A 25577-nucleotide genomic window follows, 5' to 3' on the forward strand; every position below is an offset into this window, starting at 1 on the left:
CGCTCCTTATTGTTTAGATGTCCGTAATATAGATAGCTATGATTATCATAAAAAAACGCCAGCACAATGGCCGACGTTCTCAAACGCTCGATTCAATCATGAATACAGATTTAGTTATGCACGTACTTCACCATGACCATAGACGATCCATTTTTGCGAGGTCAGTCCTTCAAGACCCACTGGGCCACGCGCATGGATTTTGTCCGTTGAAATACCAATCTCAGCACCAAGACCATATTCAAAGCCATCAGCAAAACGGCTAGAAGCGTTAATCATCACGCTTGCTGAGTCCACTTCACGAATGAAGCGTTGCGACTTGGTATAGTTGTCCGTGATGATGACATCGGTATGATGGCTGCCATGTGTATTGATATGTTCAATCGCCTCATCGATACCGTCGACGACTTTTACCGCAAGAATAGGGGCAAGATATTCTGTATCCCAGTCCTCAGAGGTAGCAGCAGACAAGTGACCGTTTAAGGTGATCACATCGGCCAAGATACTCTCAGCACTTTCGTCAACACGCAGTTGCATGGCATCATCGGCCTCGATAATGGCAGTGGCAATCTTTGGTAATAAATCTTTGGCGATAGAGGCATCAATCAGCAGCGTCTCCATCGTGTTGCACGTACCATAACGATGGGTTTTGGCATTGACACTGACTTTGATGGCAATCTCAGGATCCGCATCGCTATCGATAAAGGTATGGCAGTTACCATCTAGATGCTTGATCACAGGGACGCGGGCGTCGTTGCTAATACGCTCAATCAGACCTTTGCCGCCACGCGGTACGATGACGTCCACATATTCAGTCATGGTGATCAGCTCACCAACGGCAGCTCGATCGGTCGTTTGCAATACTTGAACGCTGTGCTCAGAGAGATCCGTCTGACTGAGACCTTTTATGATGCATTTGGCAATCGCTTGATTGGATTCAAACGCTTCAGAGCCACCGCGTAAGATGATGGCGTTGCCTGATTTTAGTGCCAGTGAAGCAGCTTCTAAGGTTACGTTAGGACGCGATTCATAAATCATGCCAACGACGCCCAGTGGCACACGCATTTTGCCCAAATGAATCCCTGATGGCTGATAAGTCATATCCGTCACTTCGCCGATTGGATCAGGCAGGCTCGCCACGTCTTTTAGGCCTTGGAGCATAGCGTTGAATCGTGCTTCGTTTAATTCCAAGCGATCGAGCAGAGCGCTATCAAGCTCGTTTTTGTGACCGTTGTCCATATCGATTTTATTGGCTGCCAAAATATCTGGCTTGGCATTGACTAGCTCATCATGAATGGCCATGAGTGCTGAGTTTTTGTCGCCTGTGTTGGCTGCCGCGAGCGCACGAGAAGCGGCTCTGGCTTGCTTGCCAACAGACTGCATGTAGGTGGTAATATCCGTCGTATTTGCTTGACTCATCAATTATTCTCCTTATGTGATATCAGTTTTATATAAATAAAAGCGCCTAAAAAGGCGAAAATTTAGCAAAAAATCAGTTTTGAATGCCTATTTAGCGGTCCATAGGTCATTATGCTATTTAACATAGAGGAGATTGCGGCGATAGTAAAGATGATTTTGTGAACAGAACCCGCTTTACAAAGCATCAAAGTGACTTTACAAAGGGTTGCTTCAAATATTTTGTGAGCTGTGTTTACGTGCCTTTAACAGAACTGCGCTGTAAATACTAAGGTAGCTGCGATGTATCATCAGTATAGTAGGCACTAAGAAAACGGCACTATCAATAAATGACGCTGAATCATATGACAAGTAATGGAGAATAACGATGACGATTAAAAACACGACATACAAAAACTGGATGACGGTTGGCTTGGTTGCAGGGGTGCTTGCGCTCAGTGCTTGTAGCAAAGACGAGACACCAATGGAGACGCAAGCGGATACAAGCGTTGACGCTCAAACCAGCGTTGAAGAGAATGCAACCGCAACTGCGAGTAGCTCTGATGACATCGCCGTTGCTAGCGCCGATGACGGTATGGCTGTCAGTACAGGGGATGATGTGGCTGTGGCAACCGCAGATGATGCAGAAGTACTGGATGGCACCGAAGATTCAGAGCATGTATCGACGTACTAAGTTTTATGGCGCGCCAAACGCTATGATAGTGTGTTGGTCAATATAGCATTATCAGATAAAACAACGCCTGGCACGCGAAAGTGATAAAATAAAGCCCAGAGCGATAAATATGGTCTGGGCTTTTTTGTGCCAGTCAGTTATCCAGTACTGATTAACTGACTGGTTAAACACAAGATTTGCCTTTTTACTGTGTAATAAGAGACAATATGGCATTTTTCTCTTGGCCTGCTCAGGCGTAGCATTAGCATAATAATGCTATAGATACTTATACTATATATACGGCTCTTATTTATTTTTATTCGTGTTTTCACTCATATTTATTGGAAGTCTGCTGAACCATGCTTGATACTGCAAAAAAACCAACTCGGCCTATCGCCCTAGACTTACAAGACATCCATAAAAGTTATGGCTCATTAGAGGTGCTCAAGGGAGTGTCTTTGACGGCCTATGATGGTGATGTCATCTCTATTTTGGGCTCATCTGGCTCAGGTAAATCAACCTTGCTGCGCTGCATTAACTTGCTTGAAAATCCCAATCAAGGTCGTATCCTGATCGGCAATGAAGAGCTGATGCTAAAACCTGCTAGATCAGGTGAGCTGCAAGCGGCGGATGTTAAGCAGTTAGAGAGCTTGCGTGCTCGCGTTGGGTTCGTCTTCCAAAACTTTAATTTGTGGCCACATAAGACGATTTTGCAAAATATTATTGAGGGTCCAACGCAGGTTCTCAAGATCAAAAAAGCCCAAGCGATCAGTGATGCCGAAAAACTGCTCGACAAAGTCGGTTTGCTCGATAAAAAAGACGCTTATCCAGCGAACTTATCTGGTGGTCAGCGTCAGCGGGTTGCCATTGCGCGCGCGCTTGCCATGCAGCCGCAAGTGCTATTATTTGATGAGCCAACCTCGGCGCTAGACCCTGAGTTGGTCAATGAAGTACTTGCTGTCATGCGAGAGCTGGCAGAAGAGGGTCGCACTATGCTGATCGTCACTCATGAGATGCGCTTTGCCCGTGAAGTATCAAGCAAAGTGGTCTTCTTGCACCAAGGGGTGGTTGAAGAGATCGGCACACCTGAGCAAATCTTTGACAATCCTACCTCCGAGCGCGTCAAAGATTTTATGGCCTCGCATCGTCCGCACTAATCCTGTCCAAGCTATAAATCAGATGGTGGTAGCGCCCTACCGACTTTACCGCCATCGAATCCTATCAAATATAAAAATCACTATACCGTAACTATTGTTTATCCTTTATTGCCCAATAGTCACGGTGAGTATGCAAAACGTTTGTTTTTGATTTTTTACTCAGGTATTATCAAAAGGTTTATAGTCGGCCAATTTTAACGGCTGTCCATTATTCTGCTATCTATATTGCTTGTCTGTCAGGGACGTCAGAGAACAAAGTATCAGAACCCCATATCCATACCCATCAGAATTTAAGGAACATATGATGTCGAACGCTCGTCTATTGTGGTCATCGATGACCATCTCTGCTGCGCTCATGCTAAGCGCTTGTAGCCAACCTGCCGATGAAACTACCGAAGCCAGTGCCGATGCACCTGCCGCAGAAACGACTGGCAAAACCATCCGCATTGCAACCGAAGGCGCTTATCCTCCGTTTAACTATACCAATGCTGATGGCAGCTTGAGCGGTTTTGATGTCGATGTTGCCAATGCTTTGTGTGAGCAGATGCAAGCCAACTGTGAAATCGTAGCGCAGGATTGGGACGGTATTATCCCAGGTCTATTGGCACAAAAATATGATGCCGTTATCGCCGGTATGTCAATCACGGCTGAGCGCCAAGAAAAAGTCGATTTCAGCGAGCCGTATTTTGCCAATACGATGGTATGGCTCACCAACACTGATGGCAGCTTTGATCCAATGGCGATCCAAAACGTCACGCTTGGCGGTCAGCGTTCTACCACGCCAGGCGCTTATCTACAAGATAACTACGAAGGCAAAGATGGCAATACCGTTCAGCTATATGACAACTACGACAATGCCTACTTGGATCTAAAGTCTGGTCGTAGCGATGCAGTATTGGCCGAAAAAGTCTCTGCCAAATCATGGCTCGCTGACAATAAAGAAGGTTTCGGTATCGTTGGTGATGAGATTGATAACGATGACAATATTGCTATTGCCGTGCGTAAAGGTGATGGACTCAAAGCGGAGTTTGATAAAGCATTGAGCGAAATCCGTAGCAACGGTGAGCTTGCCCGTCTTGAGCAGCAACACTTTGGTCAATAATGACTCACTAAAGATTGCTGCGAATACGCGCGCCACTGACAAGTACTGAGTAAGTGGCGCTCAATAAGGCATCAAGCAGCACGTAATAAGTGACGATATGGCTGGTAACTATATTAAGGAATAATAGGTATGACACTTTCAATAACATCACTAATGACCTCATCAATGAGCAAAAAAGCATTGTGGATTGCGCCATTCAGCGCCGCGATGCTAATGCTAGCAGGTTGTAACAACAGCTCAGCACCAGCAGAAAGCGCTGAAGCTGATACCGCGACTGAAGCACCTATGAACATCAAAATCGCGACAGAATCAAGCTACAAGCCTTTTAGCTACACAGATGCTGATGGCAAACTGATCGGCTACGAGATTGAGTTGGTTGACGCATTATGTGCACAAATGAAAGCAGAATGTGAAGTCATCTCTCAAGATTGGGATGGTTTGATTCCAGGGCTTAACGCACAGAAATTTGATGCCGCCATCGCTGGTATGTCAATCACCCCTGAACGTAAAGAAGTGGTCGACTTCAGTGACCCTTACTTCCATAGTGGTATCATCCTCATTGGTAAAAAAGGCGACGATATCAGCATCGATTCGCTCAAAGGTCAACCAATCGCTTCACAGCGCTCTACCGTGGCCTCACAGTATCTACAGGACGAGCACGCGGATGCTGATATCAAGCTATATGATACTCAAGACAATGCCTATTTAGATCTAACCTCAGGTCGTGTGCGCGGTATGATGTCTGATAAAGTCACTGGTATTGACTGGCTAAAAACAGACGCCGGCAAAGACTATGAAGTAAAAGGTGATGAGATCAGCAGCGACGATGATGCAATGGGTATTGCATTCCGTAAAGGCGATCCATTGGTTGCTAAATTTAATGCGGCATTGGCTGAGCTAAAAGACAACGGCACTTATGATCAAATCACTGGCAGTTACTTTGGTACCAGCTCGACCGCTGCGGCACAAAAAGCAGTCGTGACAGATGGCGTCGATGAAGTCATAGTCGTTGAAGAAGACGCACCAGCTGAAGCGGCAACGAACTAAGACGACGTCTTCTGCATAGACCGTTATTTTGAAAAGTGTTGTTTACCCAAGAAAACCCAAGGATGATCATGAGCAATCACTGTGTTCCAGTCCGTGCTACGACTGGCAAATCTATTATTAGCGCTATGACGAGCAGTCGTCTATCTGTGCCATTGCTCGCACTGGCGACTATTTTTACCATCGCTGGCTGTAGCAATAGCCAAGAGAATGCGGCCGATACCAGTTCTGATACGACCGAAATAAAGGCAACTAAGGATGACGTACTTCGTATTGGTACGGAAGGGGCGTATGCACCTTTTAACTATACCAATGCGGATGGGACACTGGGTGGTTTTGACGTTGAGATAGCCAATGCCATCTGTGCCGATATGCAGGTGACTTGTGAGATTATGGCGCAAGACTGGGACGGTATTATTCCTGGTCTAAAAGCCGGTAAGTATGATGCGATTGTCGCGGCGATGTCCGTTACGCCAGAGCGTGCAGAGCAGGTTAGCTTCACTGATCCATACTTTAGCAATACCCTGGTTTTTTTGGCCAAAAAAGACAGCAGTTTTGACCCTAGTAACCAAAGCGACATCGACGCTCACTCGATTGCCGCACAGCGCTCGACCATCTCATCACAGTGGCTTGAAGACACATATCCAAACGCTGACATGAAGCTTTATGATACGTTGAGCAATGCGTTTTTGGATCTAGGATCAAACCGCGTCGATGCGATGATCTCTGATAAGTTGCCTGCGATAGAGTGGCTGAGCTCTCCTGCTGGTAGTAAATATGCACTAAAAGGTGACGAGATTGATATCAATGATAACTTTGCGATAGCAGTACGCCCAGGCGATCCGCTACAAGCAAAGATCAATCAATCTTTAGCCAATATAAAGGCCAATGGTACGTATGACAAAATCAATCAACAGTATTTTGCTATACCAGAATCTGCGATGCAGACCTCAGATGCAGACACGCCTGAGCAGCCAGTCGCAGAGACCGCCGGTCAGTAATTTTACCAGCTGCACGCTACGGCTTTCATAAGAAAGGTTTATAGCCAATAACAGTTGATTGTTTCTTAATAAAAGGATATTACCATGATGGTGATGTCCTTTTTTATTATTCCATAAACGTATCGTATGGTCGTGGCATAGTCATCGTTATTCACTATTCGCTTTACTCAAATTTAGTCAGTTCGTTTCAAGCGTATTTGCCCAAGTATCTGTTTAAGTACGGTTTAGGCACAGCTTTTACGCGTCAGGATTAACATCACGGCGAGCGAATATGATAAAATCAGCGCTCATTTCTACTGTGTCAATTATCGCAGCGCCAACCGTATTGCTCTGACGTCATTTTTTTTGACGACGACCATCTGTATTAAGGTGGTATAAAATACGGTGATGGACTGCGTTCAGCTATTGATGCTGATTCTTTTAACTCATATTTTGCAAATTGCTAATATAAAGAGACTGAGTGGATAATCGTGTTTGACTTACAAGGATTTGGCGCGCTTTTATTAAGCGGCGCTACCGTCACCATACAGCTTGCCGTGACCAGTTTAATCATTGGTCTGGCCTTAGGCTTGCTCGGCGCAACCGCAAATATGTCCAATATCTGGTTGCTGCGTAAGCTTGCGACTGTCTATACTGCGACGATGCGCGGTATTCCTGAGTTGCTATTGGTGCTCTTTATTTATTATGGCGGCTCAATCTTATTGATGAGCATCCTCAAAAAGTTCGGCTACAACGACTATGTCGAGATTAGCGCTTTTTGGGGCGGTGTTATGGCGCTGTCGATCGCGTTTGGGGCGTATGCGACTGAGATTTTTCGCATGTCGATTCAAGAGATTCCGATAGGGCAACGAGAAGCGTCGCAAGCGATTGGTATGCGTCCTTTTCAGACCTTTTATCGCATTACGTTGCCGCAAGTATGGCAGATTGCATTGCCAGGTTTGGGCAATTTATTTTTAGTACTGCTCAAAGACACGGCGCTGGTGTCTGTGGTGGGTCTCAAAGACATCATGTATCAGTCGTCGCGTGCTGCGCAGTCAACACAGCAGCCGTTTACCTTTTATATGGCAGCCGCGATTATTTATTTGGGTCTGACCATGTTGATTACTGGCTTTATGATGTGGCTTGAGTGGCGCGCCAATCCAGCGGCACGCTATGCCAAAAAGATAAGCCGTCAATCCACTCACAGTCAATCGACCATAGGATAGAGGAGAGATACTATGGATTGGAATTGGCAGGTCATTTTTGATCATATACCTGATTTACTGGGCGGTGCGGTACTGACTATACAGCTGGTCGTGATCTCAGGTATTGTCGGATTGTTTTTTGGTTTGATTCTAGCGCTGCTGCGCTTGTCGAAGAGCTGGTTAGTACAGATATTGCCATTTCTTTATATTTTCTTTTTCCGCGGTACGCCGCTGCTGGTGCAGATATTCCTGATTTACTATGGTCTTGGTCAGTTCGGGGCGGTGCGTGAGTCGTTTTTATGGGAGCCGGTGCTCAGTCAAGCATACTGGTGTGCCATCATCGCCTTTACCCTAAATACCAGTGCATATCTGGCAGAGATTATACGCGGTGCGATTCAGACGATACCTGTCGGTGAGCTTGAGGCGGCCGATGCGCTTGGTATGTCAAAATGGCAGAAGCTGACACGTGTAACGTTGCCGCGTGCGTTTGGTATTGTGATCCCAGCCTACAGTAATGAAGTTATCTTTATGCTAAAGGGCAGTGCGCTCGCATCGACCATCGCGTTGATGGATATTACGGGGGTGGCTCGTACGATCAGTGCGCGTACCTATACGCTGATGGAGCTGTTCTTTGCCGCGGGTATCGTTTATCTTGTGCTGTCATGGGTTATCTTGTTTAGCTTTAGACTGTTTGAAAAACGTATGAACCGACACGCCAGCTATGTGCCACCAGATGTGATGACCAACACGATTCCATAGAGAGTCACTAGTCATGAATGGTCGCCAAGATGACAATAAAGGTGACGGTAGACAATATAGTAGGGATTGCTGAAAAATATTTATCATTTATAGGGAGAGTCTCGTATGAGCCAATCGCCACATATGTCATTAGCAAATGCCATCACCGCTGGGGTCAGTGAAGAACAAAGCATTGATAACCACAATGAGCGTCTGCGTAGCTCTATTGGCAAAGTCGTCTGCGTGGGGCGTAACTATGCGGCGCATGCAGAAGAGCTTGGCAATGAGGTGCCATCATCACCCATATTGTTTATGAAGCCCGCCTCTTCTGTGGTATCTACTCGCCATGATGTGATCCGTCCCAATCCAGAGATATTTGGCGGGACGCATTACGAGGCTGAGCTATGTATTCAGCTGTCAGCTGACCTGTCGATGGCAACGATTGAAGAGGCACAGCAGGCGATTGGCGGGGTGACCTTGGGGCTGGATTTGACCTTGCGCGATTTGCAAAGCACCCTTAAAGAAAAAGGTCATCCATGGGAGCGTGCCAAGTGTTTTGATGGGGCATGCGTGCTTGCTGACTGGATCGACCCGCAAGCGTTTGGCAATCTTCAGAATGTCCATTATCAGCTCACCATCAATGATAAGCTGGCGCAAGACGGTGATAGTGCTTTGATGCTGTTCCCTGTCTATGAGCTGCTGGTCAACATCAGCCATGCTTTTAGCTTACAGGCAGGTGATGTGATTATGACTGGCACACCAAGCGGCGTGGGTGTACTACAAGCAGGCGATAAGCTCAAACTAACATTGGGTGCTCATGAATGGGTAACACAAGTGCAGTAAGCTTGCTAAATGAACCAGTACTAGTCGTCATAAATATCAAAAAGCTCTGAGCCATTGCTTGGGGCTTTTATTTTTTAGACTTTATATATTTTTTCAAAATTTTTTAATACCTATATCTCTCAATAATTGTTTGTACAGTTATTTGTCATGAGTTTGTCATCTATCGTTCAGCGTGCTGTCATAAAGAGTCAGTAGACTTAAGCGGAATTCGTATTTTTGTGGTTGTAATGTGACGCCGCGACCCACTCTCCGCCAATCTAGCCCAATAGCAAGGTGACTGATAATGACATTATTGAATAAAGAACTAGAGCTCGCTCACGAAATCGTTGAAGATTCAAACCCTACTAATAATACTGATTTTCAGACAGTTATTAATCGCCGTCTGAATCGCCGTAGTATTCTAAAAGGTGGTACAGGGTTGACGGCAGCAGCGTTTTTTGGCGCGCTACCTTTGGTTGGTTGTAGTGATGACGATGACAATATCAGCAGTCCTATTGTCGAAGATGGCAATGATGCTGCTATTCCTGCGCAGGGTGATTTGAAGCGTCCTGAAACCTTAAAGTTTAAGGCCGTAGCGCACTCAACTGCTGAGACGATGACGGTGGCAGAAGGTTACAAGGCAGAGATGATACTGCCGCTTGGCACACCGCTGATGCCTGGCCTTGACGACTGGAAAGACAATCGTGAGCAGTCGGCAGAATCATTTGAATGGCGCATGGGCGATAACCATGATGGCATGTGGTTCTTTGGCAAAAACAGCAATGCCTACGATGCCAAAGCCTCAGAGAATGGCCTACTGGTTATGAATCACGAATACGTCAATAGTGAGGAGCTAAGCCCGTTTGGCTATTATGTCATCGAAGATAAAGATGCTGCGCCTTTATTCCAACGCCGCCGCCTTGCCAGCGATGTGCGCCGTGAAGTCAACTGCCATGGTGTGGCCGTGGTTGAGATGAAGCGCCGCGCAAATGGCATGGGCTATGAGATGGTGCCAAACTCCAAATACAATCGACGTATCACTAGTAGTACGACTGCACAGTTGGCAGGCCCTGTGGCAGGTTCTGATTTGGTCAAAACCAAGTTTGACCCCACAGGTTTTCAGACGCGCGGCATTAATAATAACTGCGGTGCAGGCTTGTCACCTTGGGGCACTTACCTGACCACAGAAGAGAACTTCTTGGGTGTGTTTGCGCGCGGACAAGATGCCAGTCAGTTAAGCGCCAGTGATAACTATGGTCGCGAGCGTTACGGTGCACCAGAAAACTCTCCAGGCTCTCGATATCTATGGCACACGCCTGACGCCAAAGACGCCATCATCACAGACGAGTTTTCACGTTGGGATATGACCGCTGTTGGTGCTAGTGCTGCTGATGATTATCGTAATGGTTTCAATACCTTTGGCTATATCACTGAGATTGATCCGTTTGACCAAAACTCTACACCGCAAAAACGTACCGCCATGGGTCGATTTGCCCATGAAAACTGTGCCTATGCACCCGTTAAGCAAGGCAAACCTGTGGTATTTTATATGGGTGATGACGCTCGAGGCGAGTATATTTATAAGTTCGTCTCCAAAGCGATGTGGTCAAATGCGGATATCGGTGGCGGGCTCAAAGCTGGTGACAAATACCTGAATGATGGTACGCTATATGTTGCCATATTTAATGAAGATGGCAGCGGTGAGTGGAAAGCACTTGTTCAAGGTCAAAATGGACTAGATGCCTTCAATAGTGCGTTACCATTTAATAGCCAAGATGAAGTGCTGGTCTATGCTCGCGCTGCTGGCGATGCCGCTGGCGCCACCAAGATGGATCGACCAGAATGGGTATCGGTCAGTCCTATGACGGGCGATGTCTATGTGACATTGACCAACAATAAATATCGAGGTGTGCGTGAGGACCAACCTTTATCAGCTGCTAACCCGCGTAGCTATCAAATCAATGGCAAACCAAGTGGTAATGACAACGGTCATATCATTCGCTGGGCAGAGACGGGCGGCGATCATGCCGCAACCAGTTTTGAGTGGGATATCTATCTGTTTGGTGCACCAAGTAACTTGTCCGCAGAGAATTTATCGCAGTTAAGTGCTAGCAATGATCTGTCTTCTCCTGATGGTTTGTATTTTGATCCACGCGGTGTGTTATGGATTCAAACGGATGATGGTGCGTATACCGACACTACCAGCTGTATGCTGCTTGCGGCATTACCGGGCAAAGTCAGCGATGGTACTACCATCACGACGTCAGCAGGACAGCAAACACGCATTGGCATGCCGGCTAGTAACGACAATATCAAACGCTTCTTTGTCGGCCCTGAAGGCTGCGAAGTCACCGGTATTACCATGACACCAGATTTCAAAACACTGTTTATCAACATTCAGCATCCAGGTAATACATGGGGTGCGGTCGCTGGCGGTAGTACTCCGCGCTCAGCAACAGTCATGATTACCAAAGAAGACGGCGATGTCATATTGGCGGAATCATTTGAGTCGGCAGCCAGTCCGGCATAGCTTGGTAAGCGCTAGATGACAAAATAGTAGAAAGGCATATTCACTAAATAAAAATCCCAAGTTTCGGCTTGGGATTTTTTCTTTTGATGCATGTATTAGTTAATGCTTTAACAATAATAAAGATACCGTTTATCATCCATACATCTCTTTTGGTCACAAACGAACGCTAAAACTAAATTATTCGCTTCTATTTGCGACTGTTAAAGGATAGTATAGAAAAACCCCCTTTTTCGCTAAACGTGCCAATACTATGAGCAGTCAAAATTTGTTTTATAACAACCGTGTTAGTGACAGTAGCGCTCAGAATGATAGCAGTTATACGCGTAATCGCCATGAGCTTGATGCGCATTTTTTCTCAGCTGATAGCGTGCCACGGCATGGTGATTTGTATGAGCAGATAGATCAACTCGAAGCCATCGATATGGATGAGCTGGTCAAATTATTGGCAGACGCAGAAGACAATGAGGAAACGACCAAAACCCCTGTCTCTTTGGCGGATTTTTTTGAAGGGTTGGCGCAGCTTGCGACCATGGGAGTGATTGAGGTGACTGAGATTGTGGAGTCCATTCATCGTGAAGTCATCTTGCGTCCCTTAGGCCGGTTCAATGATAAGCACCTAAATAAATGGCAGCGCGGTTTCACTGGGCGCACCTATGGTACGATACGCCATATCATGCTCATGGTCGGTAACAATCTGGCCTCGGTACTACGAATATACAAAAACTTCATCGTGCAAAAAACAGCTCAGCCACTACCTGACTCACTAAAAAAGCTGGTCAACGTCATCAATGGTGTCATGGGCGATCATCTGGTCAACAATCAAAATGCCCTCGCAATTCCGATGATGTTATACACCAAAGATGGTAAGCCCCAAAATGAGCGGCTATCAGGGCGGATTGTCATTTTGTGCCATGGCTTGTGTATGAGTCACTTAAGCTGGCAGTCGCAAGAAGGCAATGATCTGGGCGAGGCGATTCATATCAGTCAGCCTGACACCACCGTTCTGTACTTAGATTACAATACAGGTCGACGTATCTCTCGCAGCGGTCGTAAATTCTCTCAATTACTACAGGACGTGATCGATAATAACCCTAATATTACTCAGATAGATTTGGTGGGTCATAGCATGGGCGGCTTGGTGGCGCGCAGTGCGCTGTTTTATGGTGAGCAAGAGCGCCTAGATTGGATAAAGCGCGTGGGCAATCTCATCACCTTAGGTTCACCGCATCATGGGGCAGTGCTTGAGCGCATCGGTAATTACGTGCAAGACATCATCGCCAAGTTGCCATTTGCAGGCTCGCTTGCCAAACTTGGTGACATGAGGAGTGCGGGTATCATTGATCTGCGTCATGGCAGTATTCGTGACGCTGACTGGAAAGCCTTAGAGGGACGCAGCGTATTACCACAAGACTTTCGTCATCCTGCGCGCCTGCCAAGTGGTATCAAAACTTACTTCGTCGCCAGTGCATTGATTGAGACACATTACGAATCTAAGATGACGGATTTGCTAGGAGACAGCTTGGTATCGGTCGCATCCGCGTTAGGTGAAGATGATGCTGAGCATGCGTTGTTTGTACCAGATGGTCATAAAGCGGTGTTTTATGGCGTCAATCATCTTAACTTAATCTATAGCAGGCGAGTGCGTGAGCAGGTCGTTGAATGGCTGCTCGATAATGGTCTAAGCGACTATGCTGGACGTCCGCGCATACATTCTTACCCTAGAAGTTTGGCTGTGGCGATGTAAGCTGATGTTATTTAGCATTAAATGTATTAGTAGTTTTAAAGGTAAGTATGGTTGATTTTCTTATTAAGCTTTAAGGAGTCACTTTTTATTTGCTCTAAAACCTCATTTAACTGGTCTATATTCTTTAGAAGCAAGTTACCTTGAATATTTTGCAGCCTTGTCTTTTCTTTATATGAATTTTTCTCACTTTCTGCAAGAAGATTTTTGATTTGCCCATTATTGTTGGTAGCTTGCAATAAAAAGGCTTCTCCCATAATATTGAGAGTTTTGTCTAAATTTTCTTTATTAGACTTCTTGCATAAGTCATCGTCAGCCCTTGTAACTCCGTCAATGGAAGTCAATGAACTGGTACTTTTGCAAGAGATCTATTATATAAATCAAATTCTGTTCTGTAATGTACAAGCCAAATTAGAAATTTTTCGGAAAGGTCTGGGCTTATGACCGTAATATTTTTTTAAATGCTTTTATCTATAGCCAAATATGTTGTTGATAACTCAGTATAAAGCCCTGACATTAAAAACCAATGACCTATCTTACTTTCTGTAGTCATTTCATTCCAGTTAGGAAATTTTGAGTGAGTTAGCTTTTCAAATGTAATAGTTAAGCTTAATAGTTCATCATAAACTGCTATTTTTCGATCAAATAACTTTTGATATGTTTGCTGTGATATTTGATGAAAATGCTCATTTTTAGTGAGTAGTTTTTCATGATCTTGTTCAAGTCGTTTTAAACGCTCATCAATAGCTGCTTGCTCTTTTCGTCCAATTCTTTCAAGGTAAATTTTACCGAGGTAGATTATAAGCCCACCTAAAACAGCATTGCCACCCAAGTTGATAATCAATTCTTGCCAAAAATTACTCATAGCAAATACCCATACTTTAAAGACTTAGTATAGAACAAAAACCCCTCAAGCATCACACTTGAGGGGTTTTTGACACAGATGCTTAGTGATAAAAAACTTACTCAGCAAATACCGCTGCTACGTCGTCTTTGTTGAATTTATAGACTTCACCGCAGAATCCGCAGTCCATCTCAAACGTACCGCCTTGCTCTTCGACGATATCTAACGCTTCTGCTTCGCCGATTTGCTCGATGGCCATCTCACATTTCTCGCGTGAGCACGTGCAACCAAACGTTAGGGGAACAGGCTCAGGGGCGACAACGTTTTCTTCGTGATACAAGCGATACAGAATCTCATTGGCATCCAATGTCGTCAGCTCTTCTGCCTTGACCGTGCGCGTCAACACGCTTAGACGTGTCCATAGATCATCGTCGATACCTGCATCTTGGTTTTGCTCAACTTCAGACGTTTCTTCTGCAGTACGTGGTAACATCTGTACCAAGATTCCACCCGCTTGCAAGCCATCAGATGCTAGGTTAATGAGCGTTGGAATCTGTGCTGATTGCTTTTGATAATGCGCCAAGCAATCTGCCAGATTGTCATGGCTACGCTCAACGATACCTTGGTACGCTTCGCCACCTTCAGGGTGAATATTAATGAACAATACCCCTTGTCCCATAGCACCCAGCTCAGCAAAGGCATCTTTGGCATGGATCATATTGTCCCAAGCCTGCAATTGCTCATCCGTCTCGCCTTTCCAGCTGGCAAGCGCACGGATGATACCGTCTTGATCGCATTCTGCCATCGCCCAATTCAGCAAGCTATCGCTGTCTGATGACTGCAATTGGATAGAGAGACGACCGTTAATTTTGACGGTACTGATAAGTAAACTCGCTGCCGTCAGCATCTCGCCCAATAAGCGTTTGATGGCTTCAGGGTAGGGCTTTTGCGCAATCGTACTGGCGTAACTGCGTGATAGGCGCACCACATCGCCGCGCACGGGCGAGTCTTCAATAAAAAAACGTTGGCGTATGTCGTTGTCGCTATGAGTGCCAGCAGTTTGGCTGTCCGTGTTAGGGACTTGAGTATCTTGTGTCATAAGTCATTTGTAGTATTAAGAAGTTGTTAGCTTTATGGGGACTATGGCCAATTTATCAATCGTAGCAACCACAATATTATGATCACAATGTTTTCTTGATTACATGTATCAATGAGGGACAAATCTAGGTATGAATGAGTCAGCTATCTGTCTATTTCTATAGTGATGCAGTAATCAGGAACCAGCGGCTTTTAGGTAAAAAATAAATGTATTCCAAAATATCACCTCCTTCAAAAAAAACTTACCATCTAACACAAATTTGTTGTACAGTAACATTGAGTTGCATTGTGACAAACAACAGCAACAACCGTACGGATGCGGGGCAATGAGATCGGTCAATCAGACTCGTGTCTTCAAAGCACTCATTCAATCTTGTGATAAAAGCTTGTGATAAAAGGATGTATTCCATGACCCACTTATTTTCTAAACCGTTGACTTTGGCGGCCTTTATGGCATTGGGCTTAGCTGGCTGTAACAACAGTAGCCAGACCACAGCCGAAGCGCCAGCTGCAGATGATGCCACCACGACAGAAGCTGCTGCCACGGATACCAACGGCACGCTACAAAAAATCAAAGACTCTGGCACCATCGTCGTCGGTCACCGTGACTCCTCTATTCCATTTTCTTATATTGCTGATGATCCTAATCAGCCTATCGGCTATGCCCACGATTTAGAAATGAAAGTCGTTGAAGCCGTTAAGCAAAAGCTAAACATGCCAGATCTCAACGTCCGTTATAACTTAATCACCTCACAAACGCGTATCCCATTGGTACAAAACGGCACGGTGGATTTTGAGTGTGGCTCAACCACCAACAACGAAGAGCGCCAAAAACAAGTGGCATTCTCTAATGGTTTCTTTGAGATTGGTACGCGTCTGTTGACCAACAAAGACTCTGGTATTCAGAATTTTGAAGACCTAAAAGGTAAAACCCTTGTCACCACGGCAGGTACGACCTCAGAGCGTTATATCCGTCAGTACAATGATGACAACAAAATGGATATGAACATCATCTCAGCAAAAGACCACGGCGAAGCCTTTTTGATGTTAGAAAACGGTCGTGCTGATGCCTTTATGATGGATGATGTGTTGCTCGCAGGCGAAAAAGCCAAAGCAAAAAATCCTGATGAATGGGTTATCGTTGGTGAGCCACAATCGTTTGAGATTTATGGCTGTATGATGCGTAAAGACGATCCTGAATTCAAAGCTGTGGTCAATGAAGCGTTAAATAATGTCTTTAGCTCAGGCGAAATCAATAGCATTTATGACAAATGGTTCTTGAACCCAGTCCCACCGAAAAACGTCAATCTAAACTTTGAGATGTCTGACAACTTAAAAGCGTTGATTGCCGATCCGCATGACGGTGCTCAGCCAAAAGCGGCGACCGCTCAATAAGCTCTTTGTCCCTCAATATGGCTTGTCTATAGGTCAGATATTATGTTTCTGACCTATAGGCTTATGAATCGCTGCTCGGAGAGACAACCATGAATTATAGCTGGAACTGGGGTGTGCTCTTTGAGCAAACTGGTATCGGTAACGAGCTTTATATCCATTGGATGATTACAGGTCTTGGCTGGCTGCTATTGATCGGCAGTATCGCATGGGCCATCGCCATGGTCGTCGGTACCATCTTAGGCATCATGCGCACGCTGCCGAGCAAGACGGCGCGAGCGATTGGTACGGCTTATGTGACATTCTTTCGCAATATTCCACTGCTAGTACAATTGTTTTTTTGGTTTTACATCGCACCCGGCTGGCTGACGCCAGCAATACAGGAGTGGTGGTATAAGGACTTGTCGCCGAATACCTCAGCAATGCTATCGGCAAGTATCGGTCTTGGCTTATTTACTGCTGCTCGTATCGTTGAGCAAGTTCGTACAGGGATTGAATCCCTACCTGATGGGCAGACCAATGCCGCATATGCACTGGGTTTTAGTATTCCGCAAGTCTACAAAGAAGTGCTGCTACCACAAGCCTTTCGTATTATCTTGCCGCCGCTTAGCTCGGAGCTGACCAACTGTTTTAAAAACGCCTCTGTGGCTTCCTTGGTCGGGGTGATGGAACTGATCAGTCAAACCAAAACTATCAGTGAATACACGCAGAACAGTATTGAGATTTATACCTACGCGACGATTATTTACCTCGTTTTCAATTTATCATTGATTGCTCTGATGGGGCTTATCGAGCGTAAATTGCGTGTGCCTGGGCTTATTGCGGGAGGTCAGAAATGAGTATGATGACCGAATTGGCAACAGCCTATCCTGGTTTGATGGGCGGTATGATCACCACCTTAAAAGTGCTGTTCTTGGCAATTATTGGTGGTATCAGCCTAGGCACGATACTAGCATTGATGCGCTTGTCTGGTATCAAAGCGCTTGAGGTACCTTCTAGGCTATACGTCAACTATTTCCGCTCAGTGCCGCTGCTCTTGGTACTACTGTGGTTTTATTTTGCTGTACCGATGATTTATTTTTGGATAGCAGGTAAGTATCTACAAATCAATGCCGCTTTTGCCTCTTGTGTGGTGGCCTTCATGATGTTTGAGGCCGCTTACTTCTCAGAAGTGGTGCGTGCAGGTATTCAATCGATCGGTAGCGGTCAGGTCAATGCTGCCAAAGCGCTTGGCATGACTTACGGGCAGACCATGCGTCTGGTCATCTTGCCGCAAGCCTTTCGCAAAATGCTACCGCTAATTTTGCAGCAGTGTATTATTTTATTCCAAGATACGACGTTGGTGTTTGCTATTGGTTTGACGGATTTTTTCCGCGCCGCCTACGTCCGCGGTGAGCTCATGGGCTTACTTACCCCTTATATCTTAGGGGCGGGTGCTATCTACTTTGTGATTAGCTTAAGTGCGTCTATGGGCGTGCAGCAGCTACAAAAACGCTTGCGGTTTTAATAGATGTCTCGCTTAGGATTTTGAGCGTTAAGATTGTGGTTTGGTATTTTAATTTAATTTTTAAACGACGGTTATCGATAATAATGTGGTTAGGAGCCAGTGATGAGCAATGCTGATACATACATAAATTCCTTTGGTGGACTGGTGACTAACAATGGCCATGCGACGGATGAAATGGTCATTCAAATGTCCAATGTCAGCAAATGGTACGGCGACTTTCAAGTACTAACTGATTGTACTGCCCACGTGCATAAAGGGGATGTGGTCGTCGTTTGTGGCCCTTCAGGTAGTGGTAAATCGACGCTGATTAAGACCGTTAATGGGCTTGAGCCTTTTCAAAAAGGTGAGATCATGGTCAACGGCATCTCTGTCGGTGATTCAAAGACAAATCTGCCTAAACTACGTAGCCGTGTTGGCATGGTGTTTCAGCATTTTGAATTATTTCCGCATTTGACCATTATTGATAATTTAACGGTTGCCCAAATCAAAGTATTGGGGCGTAAAGAAAGTGAGGCGAAGCAAAAGGCCATGGCGTATCTAGACCGCGTTGGTCTGACGGTACAAGCGGCAAAATACCCAGCCGAGCTCTCTGGCGGTCAGCAGCAGCGTGTGGCGATTGCACGCGCGCTTGCCATGGATCCTGTGGCAATGCTGTTTGATGAGCCAACCTCAGCGCTCGATCCTGAGATGATTCAAGAGGTGCTTGACGTCATGGTCGAGCTGGCGCGTGAGGGCATGACCATGATGTGCGTGACCCATGAGATGGGTTTTGCCAGTCAGGTTGCCAATCGCATTATCTTTATGGATGAAGGGCATATCGTTGAGAACTGTAGTAAAGACGAATTCTTTGAAGGGGCAAAAAGCGATCGTGCGCAGATGTTCTTATCGAAGATTTTGAATCATTAACCATCTTGGCTGTATTTACGCTAGTGCTTAAAATATAAATGAAATCATCAATAAAGAGCGTCTATTAATAGGCGCTTTTTTATGGGCGTTAATCTAGCAATTTGGTTTATAGTCAATCAATATTAAAAGTGGTACAAGGCAGACGAGTGCAAGCACTACAGTAGTAGGCTAAACGAGTCTAACGCTGTAACGCTTTAATAGTGGTTCGACTATAGATGAATATGTGATTGGTTATACGGTTAGATAGGTGAGTGCATGTCTGTTTACTGATACAATGGCGCTCATACTTGTTGATAATTAGAATAATTCATAAACCATATTGGAGTTTTTATGAGCGTAGACAATCTATCTGTAGCATCGGCAACCTCATCAAAAAACGGCGTTGTCATCATTGGCGCAGGCTTGGCAGGCTGGCATGTGATTGATGCGATTCGTGCAAAAGATGCAGATATTCCGATTACCTTGATCACCTCCGATAGTGGCGATCGTTATCACAAGCCGATGCTGACCATGGCGATCAGCCAAAACAAGCGCGCATCAGACTTGGTACGAGCAACAGGTAGCGACGCGGCAAAAGCCGCAGGCGTGACCTTGCTTGCCAATACACAAGTCACAGATATCGATACAGCCACCCAGCAGTTACAGCTTATCTCTGCTAATAGGCCAAATCCCGCCCACACGGATTATGCGACGATCAGCTATGGTAAGTTGGTGCTGGCGATGGGTGCGCATCCTATTTTCCCCAAAAGCTTGCCAGAGGATTTGGTCTGGCATGTCAATCATATCAAGCAGTTCGGTCAGCTACAAGAAAAGCTGGCAACTGGTAGCCAGCATGTCGCCATCGTTGGCGCTGGTATGGTCGGGACAGAAATCGCGGAAGACTTGCTAAAAGCAGGTCATCAAGTGACCTTGATTGATTTGAACGATGCGCCATTATCACAAATGCTACCAGCCAAAGCGACGGCACGTATTGCCAAAGCAATTGAGTCACAAGGTATTCAGTTTTTGGGCGGCTCTCAAGTCTCTGCTGTTACCCGCGTGAGTGGCAATGAAGACGGCAGCGATAGCGAAAAGCTAAGAGTAGACTACGCAGCGCTCGCCTCAACTGAAGATAATGCAGATGTAGAGCAACCTGAGCCGTTGATCGTAGACCATGTGATTGCCAGTACAGGTCTGACCGTCGATGGGCAGCTGCCAGCAGCGGCGGGCGTTACGTTTGACCGTCGTACGGGTATTGTGGTTGATGAATCGACATTGCGCACCGACACTGCACACATCTATGCCATTGGTGATTGTATGTCTATCAATGGGGTTGCTTGTCGTTATGTGGCGCCATTACGCGCACAGGCTGCGACCATCGCTGATGATATCTTAGGGCACGAGCACAGCGGTTATGATCATAAACCACCGATGATTCGTCTAAAGAACAAAGCGATTTCGGTGATGGTAACGGGTGTGCCAAACGCGGCTGGTAATTGGCAAGTGAAGACGGAAAGCGATGATGAACTCATCATGGACTTGCTAGATGACACTGATGCAGTGAGCGCGACCGTGACAATCAAAGCGCCTGCCACTCCCAAAGCCTCCTGATAGACTTGTTTAAAAAGCAAGTTTAAAAGATCACGTTACTGGTTGAGCCAGCCCATTCCTTATGATGGGGCTGGCTTTTTTATGTCAAAAACCTGCCATGATTTTATGTTACTTTTTACTAAGCATGAATATCGAATATCCAATTAAATGATACATACCGTATTGATATTGTTGACATGCTTTCATTTATAGCGTTATAGTAGTTGAATGCTATATCAAACCGAATCAAGGAAGAAGGTTTGCTCGCCAGCGATTAATCAGCACTATCTATAAATACTATAAAAAGTAAAACGAAAGGACTCGTTATGACTCAAAACTCTAATTTCGATGAGACTCACGTTGATTTTGACGCTATTTTGGATAATATCCCTAGTATCAATATGGGCGCACGCTCAGCAAATGCGCCGCTCACCCAAAGCTATGATAAAGGTCCTGATGTACCGCTGATTGAAGCGACCATCGGTGACTTTTTTGATGCTATTGTGTCCAAATATCCTGAGCGCGAAGCGCTGGTCGTCTGTCATCAAAATATTCGCTGGACATATCGTGAGCTACAGCAGCAGGTCAATCAGCTATCCAGTAGCATGATTGAGATGGGGCTTGAGATTGGTGATCGCATCGGGATTTGGTCACACAACAATGCTGAATGGTTGCTGATGCAACTCGCCACCGCAAAAGTCGGCGTTATTCTTGTCAATATCAATCCTGCCTACCGTACCTTTGAGCTGCAATATGCCCTGAACAAACTCGGCTGCTCAGCACTGGTGCTTATGCGCCATTTTAAAACCAGTGACTATGCCAGCTTGATTCGTGAGCTCTGTCCTGAGATTTACCATAAAGATTATACCCAGCTTGATTTGGTTGAGATTCCAACGATTGAACGTATCATTTGGATTGATGAGCCAGACTCTGATGAGGTCTTTGGTTTTATGCAAAAGTTCTCTGCATGGATGGCGGAAGGCGACGCCAACGATCCACGCGTGGCCGAGCGTCAAGCCCAGCTCAAAAATACTGATGCCATCAACGTGCAGTTCACCAGTGGCACGACAGGCACACCAAAAGGCGCAACCTTAAGCCATCGCAATATTCTTAATAACGGCTACTTCATTGGTGAGGCCATGAATCTCACGGAAGCCGACAGACTGTGCATTCCAGTACCGTTGTATCATTGCTTTGGCATGGTGCTTGGTAACCTCGCGATTCTCACGCACGGTGGTTGTATTGTCTATCCAAACGATGGCTTTGAGCCGTTGACGGTATTAAAAGCGGTTGAAGAAGAGAAATGTACGGGTCTACATGGCGTACCGACGATGTTTATCGCGGAGCTTGATCATCCTGAGTTTGAAAACTTTGATTTATCCACTTTGCGTACAGGTATCATGGCAGGCTCTAGTTGTCCGATTGAGGTCATGCGCCGCGTCATCGACAAGATGCACATGAGTGAAGTCACCATTGCCTATGGTATGACAGAGACCAGTCCAGTCTCTTGCCAGACCAATGAGTACACCCCTCTTGAGAAGCAAGTCTCGACCGTAGGATTGGTACAGCCTGCACTTGAGGTAAAAGTGATCGACACCGAGACGGGCGAGATTGTGCCTATCGGAGAGACTGGCGAGCTACTCACGCGTGGTTATTCCGTGATGAAGGGCTATTGGGGTAGCCGTTTTAAAACGCGAGAAGCCATTCAAGATGGTTGGATGCACACGGGTGATTTGGCAACGATGGATGAAGACGGCTATGTGAAAATCGTCGGCCGGAGTAAAGACATGGTGATTCGCGGTGGTGAAAACATCTATCCGGTTGAGATCGAAAACTACCTTTATCGTCATCCCAAGATTCGCGATGTGCAAATCGTTGGCATACCCGACGAGCGTTATGGTGAAGTGCTCGCAGCATGGATTATTCCTAAAGAGCCGGGCTGCTTGACGGAAGAGGAAGTCCGTGAATTCTGCAGCGAGCACATCGCTCATTATAAAGTGCCTGCTTACTATCGCTTTGTCACTGAGTATCCAATGACCATCACGGGCAAGATTCAAAAGTATAAAATTATTGAGCAAATGAAAGAAGAGTTGGGTTTGTCGTAAGCTTATTTATCAGCTCTAAAACACTAAAGATGAACTATGTGGGTCATACTTAAAAAATAGCAGTTGGATCATTCATATAAAAGCTACTCGCATTTACGTATCTATGTATCAAAGAAAAGGGACATCATGAGCGCTATCATAACCAGTAAACTGAGTCCAAACTCAAGCGACTTTCAGCAAAACAGTGCGGCGATGCAAGCGATCGTCGATGATTTGTATGTACACTTGCGTAAAGTCGCCCAAGGTGGCTCAGAGCGCGCCCGTGCCAAGCATCTAGCACGTGGCAAGCTACTACCACGCGAGCGAGTCGAGCGTTTGCTTGATGTGGGTACGCCGTTTTTGGAAGTGGCACCGATGGCAGCGCATGACATGTATGGCGAAGAGATTCCAGCGGCTGGCGTGATTGCCGGTATTGGTCGTATTAATGGTATTGAGTGTATGATTGTCTGTAATGATGCCACGGTAAAAGGTGGCACCTACTACCCAATGACAGTCAAAAAGCATTTGCGCGCGCAAGAGATTGCGCAAGAAAATCATTTGCCGTGTGTTTATTTGGTTGATTCAGGTGGTGCTAATTTACCCAACCAAGATGATGTGTTCCCTGATAAAGAGCATTTTGGCCGTATCTTTTTTAACCAAGCCAACCTCAGTGCGGCAGGTATTCCGCAAATCGCGGTGGTCATGGGTAGCTGTACGGCTGGTGGTGCTTATGTGCCTGCCATGAGCGATGAATCTATTATTGTCAAAGAGCAAGGCACTATCTTTTTGGGTGGGCCTCCACTGGTCAAAGCAGCAACTGGCGAAGAGGTGAGTGCAGAGGATTTGGGCGGCGGTGATGTCCATACGCGGCTCTCAGGCGTGGTCGATCACTTAGCGCAAAACGACACGCATGCGTTATCCATCGCCCGTAATATCGTCAGTCATTTGAATCGCCCTGCCAAACACATTCCTAATCAAATTACGCCCAAGCCGCCACGTTATGACGCCAAAGAGCTGTACGGTGTCATTCCAACGGACAAGCGCAAGCCATTTGATATCAAAGAAATCATCGCCCGTATCGTTGATGACAGTGCATTTGATGAGTTCAAAGCACGTTTTGGCACGACATTAGTGTGTGGATTTGCGCATATCGAAGGGATGCCTGTGGGTATCATTGCTAATAACGGCATTCTATTCAGTGAGTCGGCGCAAAAAGGCACGCATTTCATCGAGCTGTGCTGTAAGCGCAAAATTCCATTGGTATTTTTGCAGAATATCACAGGCTTTATGGTTGGGCGTAAATACGAAAACGAAGGCATTGCCCGCCACGGTGCCAAGATGGTGATGGCAGTTGCCAATGCCAAAGTACCGAAATTCACCGTTATCGTTGGTGGCTCGTTTGGCGCGGGTAACTACGGTATGTGTGGCCGTGCTTACAGTCCGCGCTTTTTGTGGATGTGGCCAAATGCCCGTATCTCTGTCATGGGCGGTGAGCAAGCAGCGTCAGTACTGGCAACGGTCAAGCGTGATAACTTTGATCGCAAGGGTGAGGCGTGGAGTGAGGAAGATGAAGCGGCATTTAAAGCGCCAATTCGTGAAATGTATGAAGCGCAAGGTCATCCGTATTATGCCACCGCGCGCCTGTGGGACGATGGCGTGATTGATCCTGCTGATACCCGTCATATATTGGCATTGGGGCTGAGCGCTGCCTATAACGCACCGATTGAAGAGACGACGTTTGGTGTCTTTAGAATGTAAGCGCCAAGGTCTGCTCGTGATGAGAGAGTGGTGCGACAATCTTTTTAAATACGATTCTACCGCGACATCGGGTTTTGACATCTTACTTTCTTATATGAGCATTATGATGGATGACCCAAACGTTGGGCTAAGTATTTACATAGACATATAAATAGGAACATAGAGAAAGTTATGAAAGAAGCAAAATCAAAAAATAGTAATAATTATAAAAGTCTATTAGTCGATATAAAACAACACGTCGCTACCGTGACGTTGAATCGTCCCAAGATACGCAATGCCTTTAATGACGAGATGATCGCCGAGTTGACAGAGGCTTTTACCACCCTTGGTGTGGATGACGAGGTGCGTGTCATTGTACTCGCGGCAGCTGGCAAAGCGTTCTGTGCAGGCGCTGATCTTAATTGGATGCGCGCCATGGCAGATTATAGCTATGAAGAGAATCTAGCGGATGCGGATAAATTGGCGCAAATGCTCAAGACGATTTATGAATGTTCCAAGCCGACGATTGCGGCAATCCAAGGCGATGTCTATGCAGGCGGTATGGGTCTCGTTGCCGTCTGTGATGTGGCCATCGCCGTGAAAATTGCCAACTTTTGCCTGAGCGAAGTGCGTTTGGGCTTGGCACCTGCGACCATCAGTCCTTATGTCATCCGAGCGATGGGCGCTAGAGCTGCGCAGCGTTACTTCTTAAGTGCTGAGGTGTTTGATGCCAAAAAAGCACGTCAGCTTGGCTTTATTCACGAGCGCGTGAGCGAAGAATGGTTAGATGATGAGGTCACGACACTTTGTGCCAAAATGGTTAAAAACAGCCCCGATGCGGTCAAAACCTGCAAACAGCTATTACACGATGTTGCTGGCGCGCCCATCACTGATGAGCTGATTGCTGATACGGTAAAAGGTATCGCGGATATTCGCGCATCAACACAAGGAAAGGAGGGCGTGCAAGCATTTTTGCAAAAGCGTAAGCCTGACTGGCTGACAGCAGACTAACGATAAACGAATAGATAAACGGACAAATAGACAAGACGTCAAATA

22 protein-coding genes are annotated in these 25577 nt (G+C 46.0%); 18 read left to right on the top strand and 4 right to left on the bottom strand.

All coding sequences use genetic code 11. The features are described 5' to 3' along the window. Positions 1-114 precede the first annotated feature (114 nt). Entirely contained in the window at positions 115-1416 is a 1302-nt protein-coding gene (locus BLR43_RS00870; protein ID WP_071002341.1) for a glutamate-5-semialdehyde dehydrogenase, read from the bottom strand. Positions 1417-1780: 364 nt separating this feature from the next. Between BLR43_RS00870 and BLR43_RS00875 the strand changes: the two genes are divergently transcribed. The 10 genes from BLR43_RS00875 to BLR43_RS00920 all read left to right on the top strand — a co-directional run bounded on the left by BLR43_RS00875 (position 1781) and on the right by BLR43_RS00920 (position 13387). Beyond that, positions 1781-2086, top strand: a complete 306-nt coding sequence (locus BLR43_RS00875; RefSeq protein ID WP_071002340.1) for a hypothetical protein — start codon at positions 1781-1783, stop codon at positions 2084-2086. A 338-nt stretch (positions 2087-2424) separates the two neighbouring features. Then, the gene (locus BLR43_RS00880; protein ID WP_093067639.1) at positions 2425-3222 is read left to right on the top strand and encodes an ABC transporter ATP-binding protein; all 798 of its coding nucleotides are present in this window, start codon (positions 2425-2427) and stop codon (positions 3220-3222) included. A 301-nt stretch (positions 3223-3523) separates the two neighbouring features. Next, complete coding sequence (locus BLR43_RS00885; RefSeq protein ID WP_227674173.1) at positions 3524-4324, top strand: transporter substrate-binding domain-containing protein; 801 nt, start codon at positions 3524-3526, stop codon at positions 4322-4324. Between the two features lie 153 nt (positions 4325-4477). Next, positions 4478-5371 (top strand): transporter substrate-binding domain-containing protein, encoded by an 894-nt coding sequence (locus BLR43_RS00890; RefSeq protein WP_379542920.1) that lies wholly within the window; start codon positions 4478-4480, stop codon positions 5369-5371. Between the two features lie 68 nt (positions 5372-5439). Further along, positions 5440-6369: an ABC transporter substrate-binding protein gene (locus tag BLR43_RS00895; protein WP_227674171.1), complete on the top strand. Its 930-nt coding sequence runs from the start codon at positions 5440-5442 to the stop codon at positions 6367-6369. 470 nt (positions 6370-6839) lie between these two features. Continuing rightward, positions 6840-7574: an ABC transporter permease gene (locus BLR43_RS00900; RefSeq protein WP_093067648.1), complete on the top strand. Its 735-nt coding sequence runs from the start codon at positions 6840-6842 to the stop codon at positions 7572-7574. A 12-nt stretch (positions 7575-7586) separates the two neighbouring features. After that, a complete protein-coding gene (locus BLR43_RS00905; protein ID WP_093067651.1) occupies positions 7587-8312 on the top strand; it encodes an ABC transporter permease in 726 nt (241 codons plus the stop codon). Positions 8313-8504: 192 nt separating this feature from the next. Beyond that, positions 8505-9134 carry a fumarylacetoacetate hydrolase family protein gene (locus tag BLR43_RS00910; RefSeq protein WP_379542919.1) on the top strand — a complete coding sequence of 210 codons (630 nt, stop codon included), beginning with the start codon at positions 8505-8507 and terminating at the stop codon, positions 9132-9134. A 283-nt stretch (positions 9135-9417) separates the two neighbouring features. Further along, complete coding sequence (locus BLR43_RS00915) at positions 9418-11643, top strand: PhoX family protein (protein ID WP_093067658.1); 2226 nt, start codon at positions 9418-9420, stop codon at positions 11641-11643. Positions 11644-11893: 250 nt separating this feature from the next. Then, positions 11894-13387, top strand: a complete 1494-nt coding sequence (locus BLR43_RS00920; protein WP_093067661.1) for an alpha/beta fold hydrolase — start codon at positions 11894-11896, stop codon at positions 13385-13387. A gap of 35 nt (positions 13388-13422) precedes the next feature. Here the strand turns inward: BLR43_RS00920 and BLR43_RS00925 are convergent, their stop codons facing one another. The 3 genes from BLR43_RS00925 to hslO all read right to left on the bottom strand — a co-directional run bounded on the left by BLR43_RS00925 (position 13423) and on the right by hslO (position 15327). Continuing rightward, complete coding sequence (locus BLR43_RS00925; protein WP_093067664.1) at positions 13423-13728, bottom strand: hypothetical protein; 306 nt, start codon at positions 13726-13728, stop codon at positions 13423-13425. A 113-nt stretch (positions 13729-13841) separates the two neighbouring features. Next, positions 13842-14249 carry a hypothetical protein gene (locus BLR43_RS00930; protein WP_093067668.1) on the bottom strand — a complete coding sequence of 136 codons (408 nt, stop codon included), beginning with the start codon at positions 14247-14249 and terminating at the stop codon, positions 13842-13844. A 97-nt stretch (positions 14250-14346) separates the two neighbouring features. Beyond that, positions 14347-15327, bottom strand: coding sequence for an Hsp33 family molecular chaperone HslO (gene hslO, locus BLR43_RS00935; protein WP_093067671.1), 981 nt, complete (start codon positions 15325-15327; stop codon positions 14347-14349). A 407-nt stretch (positions 15328-15734) separates the two neighbouring features. Here hslO and BLR43_RS00940 point away from each other — a divergent pair, with 407 nt between their 5' ends. The 8 genes from BLR43_RS00940 (at position 15735) to BLR43_RS00975 (ending at position 25532) form a co-directional block, all read left to right on the top strand. After that, a complete protein-coding gene (locus BLR43_RS00940) occupies positions 15735-16721 on the top strand; it encodes a glutamate/aspartate ABC transporter substrate-binding protein (RefSeq protein ID WP_093067674.1) in 987 nt (328 codons plus the stop codon). An 89-nt stretch (positions 16722-16810) separates the two neighbouring features. Then, positions 16811-17557, top strand: coding sequence for an amino acid ABC transporter permease (locus BLR43_RS00945; RefSeq protein WP_071002328.1), 747 nt, complete (start codon positions 16811-16813; stop codon positions 17555-17557). Continuing rightward, positions 17554-18225 carry an ABC transporter permease subunit gene (locus BLR43_RS00950; protein WP_071002327.1) on the top strand — a complete coding sequence of 224 codons (672 nt, stop codon included), beginning with the start codon at positions 17554-17556 and terminating at the stop codon, positions 18223-18225. The genes BLR43_RS00945 and BLR43_RS00950 overlap by 4 nt, the downstream gene beginning before the upstream one ends. A gap of 174 nt (positions 18226-18399) precedes the next feature. Beyond that, a complete protein-coding gene (locus tag BLR43_RS00955) occupies positions 18400-19131 on the top strand; it encodes an amino acid ABC transporter ATP-binding protein (RefSeq protein ID WP_071003697.1) in 732 nt (243 codons plus the stop codon). A 330-nt stretch (positions 19132-19461) separates the two neighbouring features. Continuing rightward, a complete protein-coding gene (locus BLR43_RS00960) occupies positions 19462-20721 on the top strand; it encodes an FAD-dependent oxidoreductase (RefSeq protein ID WP_071002326.1) in 1260 nt (419 codons plus the stop codon). A gap of 305 nt (positions 20722-21026) precedes the next feature. After that, a complete protein-coding gene (locus BLR43_RS00965; RefSeq protein ID WP_071002325.1) occupies positions 21027-22805 on the top strand; it encodes an AMP-binding protein in 1779 nt (592 codons plus the stop codon). A gap of 126 nt (positions 22806-22931) precedes the next feature. Further along, positions 22932-24542, top strand: coding sequence for a carboxyl transferase domain-containing protein (locus BLR43_RS00970; protein WP_093067677.1), 1611 nt, complete (start codon positions 22932-22934; stop codon positions 24540-24542). Positions 24543-24713: 171 nt separating this feature from the next. Further along, positions 24714-25532: an enoyl-CoA hydratase/isomerase family protein gene (locus BLR43_RS00975; RefSeq protein ID WP_093067680.1), complete on the top strand. Its 819-nt coding sequence runs from the start codon at positions 24714-24716 to the stop codon at positions 25530-25532. Positions 25533-25577 lie beyond the last annotated feature (45 nt).

Source organism: Psychrobacter pacificensis (assembly GCF_900101915.1).
GTDB lineage: Bacteria > Pseudomonadota > Gammaproteobacteria > Pseudomonadales > Moraxellaceae > Psychrobacter > Psychrobacter pacificensis.

Excerpts from the sequence above, each read along its gene's own strand:
- BLR43_RS00960 (WP_071002326.1), top strand. The coding sequence starts at position 19,462 with ATGAGCGTAGACAATCTATCTGTAGCATCGGCAACCTCATCAAAAAAC.
- BLR43_RS00915 (WP_093067658.1), top strand. The coding sequence starts at position 9,418 with ATGACATTATTGAATAAAGAACTAGAGCTCGCTCACGAAATCGTTGAA.
- BLR43_RS00975 (WP_093067680.1), top strand. The coding sequence starts at position 24,714 with ATGAAAGAAGCAAAATCAAAAAATAGTAATAATTATAAAAGTCTATTA.
- BLR43_RS00870 (WP_071002341.1), bottom strand. The coding sequence starts at position 1,416 with ATGAGTCAAGCAAATACGACGGATATTACCACCTACATGCAGTCTGTT.
- BLR43_RS00880 (WP_093067639.1), top strand. The coding sequence starts at position 2,425 with ATGCTTGATACTGCAAAAAAACCAACTCGGCCTATCGCCCTAGACTTA.
- BLR43_RS00920 (WP_093067661.1), top strand. The coding sequence starts at position 11,894 with ATGAGCAGTCAAAATTTGTTTTATAACAACCGTGTTAGTGACAGTAGC.
- BLR43_RS00890 (WP_379542920.1), top strand. The coding sequence starts at position 4,478 with ATGACCTCATCAATGAGCAAAAAAGCATTGTGGATTGCGCCATTCAGC.
- BLR43_RS00875 (WP_071002340.1), top strand. The coding sequence starts at position 1,781 with ATGACGATTAAAAACACGACATACAAAAACTGGATGACGGTTGGCTTG.
- BLR43_RS00895 (WP_227674171.1), top strand. The coding sequence starts at position 5,440 with ATGAGCAATCACTGTGTTCCAGTCCGTGCTACGACTGGCAAATCTATT.
- BLR43_RS00940 (WP_093067674.1), top strand. The coding sequence starts at position 15,735 with ATGACCCACTTATTTTCTAAACCGTTGACTTTGGCGGCCTTTATGGCA.
- BLR43_RS00930 (WP_093067668.1), bottom strand. The coding sequence starts at position 14,249 with ATGAGTAATTTTTGGCAAGAATTGATTATCAACTTGGGTGGCAATGCT.
- BLR43_RS00955 (WP_071003697.1), top strand. The coding sequence starts at position 18,400 with ATGGTCATTCAAATGTCCAATGTCAGCAAATGGTACGGCGACTTTCAA.
- BLR43_RS00965 (WP_071002325.1), top strand. The coding sequence starts at position 21,027 with ATGACTCAAAACTCTAATTTCGATGAGACTCACGTTGATTTTGACGCT.
- BLR43_RS00970 (WP_093067677.1), top strand. The coding sequence starts at position 22,932 with ATGAGCGCTATCATAACCAGTAAACTGAGTCCAAACTCAAGCGACTTT.
- BLR43_RS00950 (WP_071002327.1), top strand. The coding sequence starts at position 17,554 with ATGAGTATGATGACCGAATTGGCAACAGCCTATCCTGGTTTGATGGGC.
- BLR43_RS00945 (WP_071002328.1), top strand. The coding sequence starts at position 16,811 with ATGAATTATAGCTGGAACTGGGGTGTGCTCTTTGAGCAAACTGGTATC.
- BLR43_RS00885 (WP_227674173.1), top strand. The coding sequence starts at position 3,524 with ATGATGTCGAACGCTCGTCTATTGTGGTCATCGATGACCATCTCTGCT.
- BLR43_RS00905 (WP_093067651.1), top strand. The coding sequence starts at position 7,587 with ATGGATTGGAATTGGCAGGTCATTTTTGATCATATACCTGATTTACTG.
- hslO (WP_093067671.1), bottom strand. The coding sequence starts at position 15,327 with ATGACACAAGATACTCAAGTCCCTAACACGGACAGCCAAACTGCTGGC.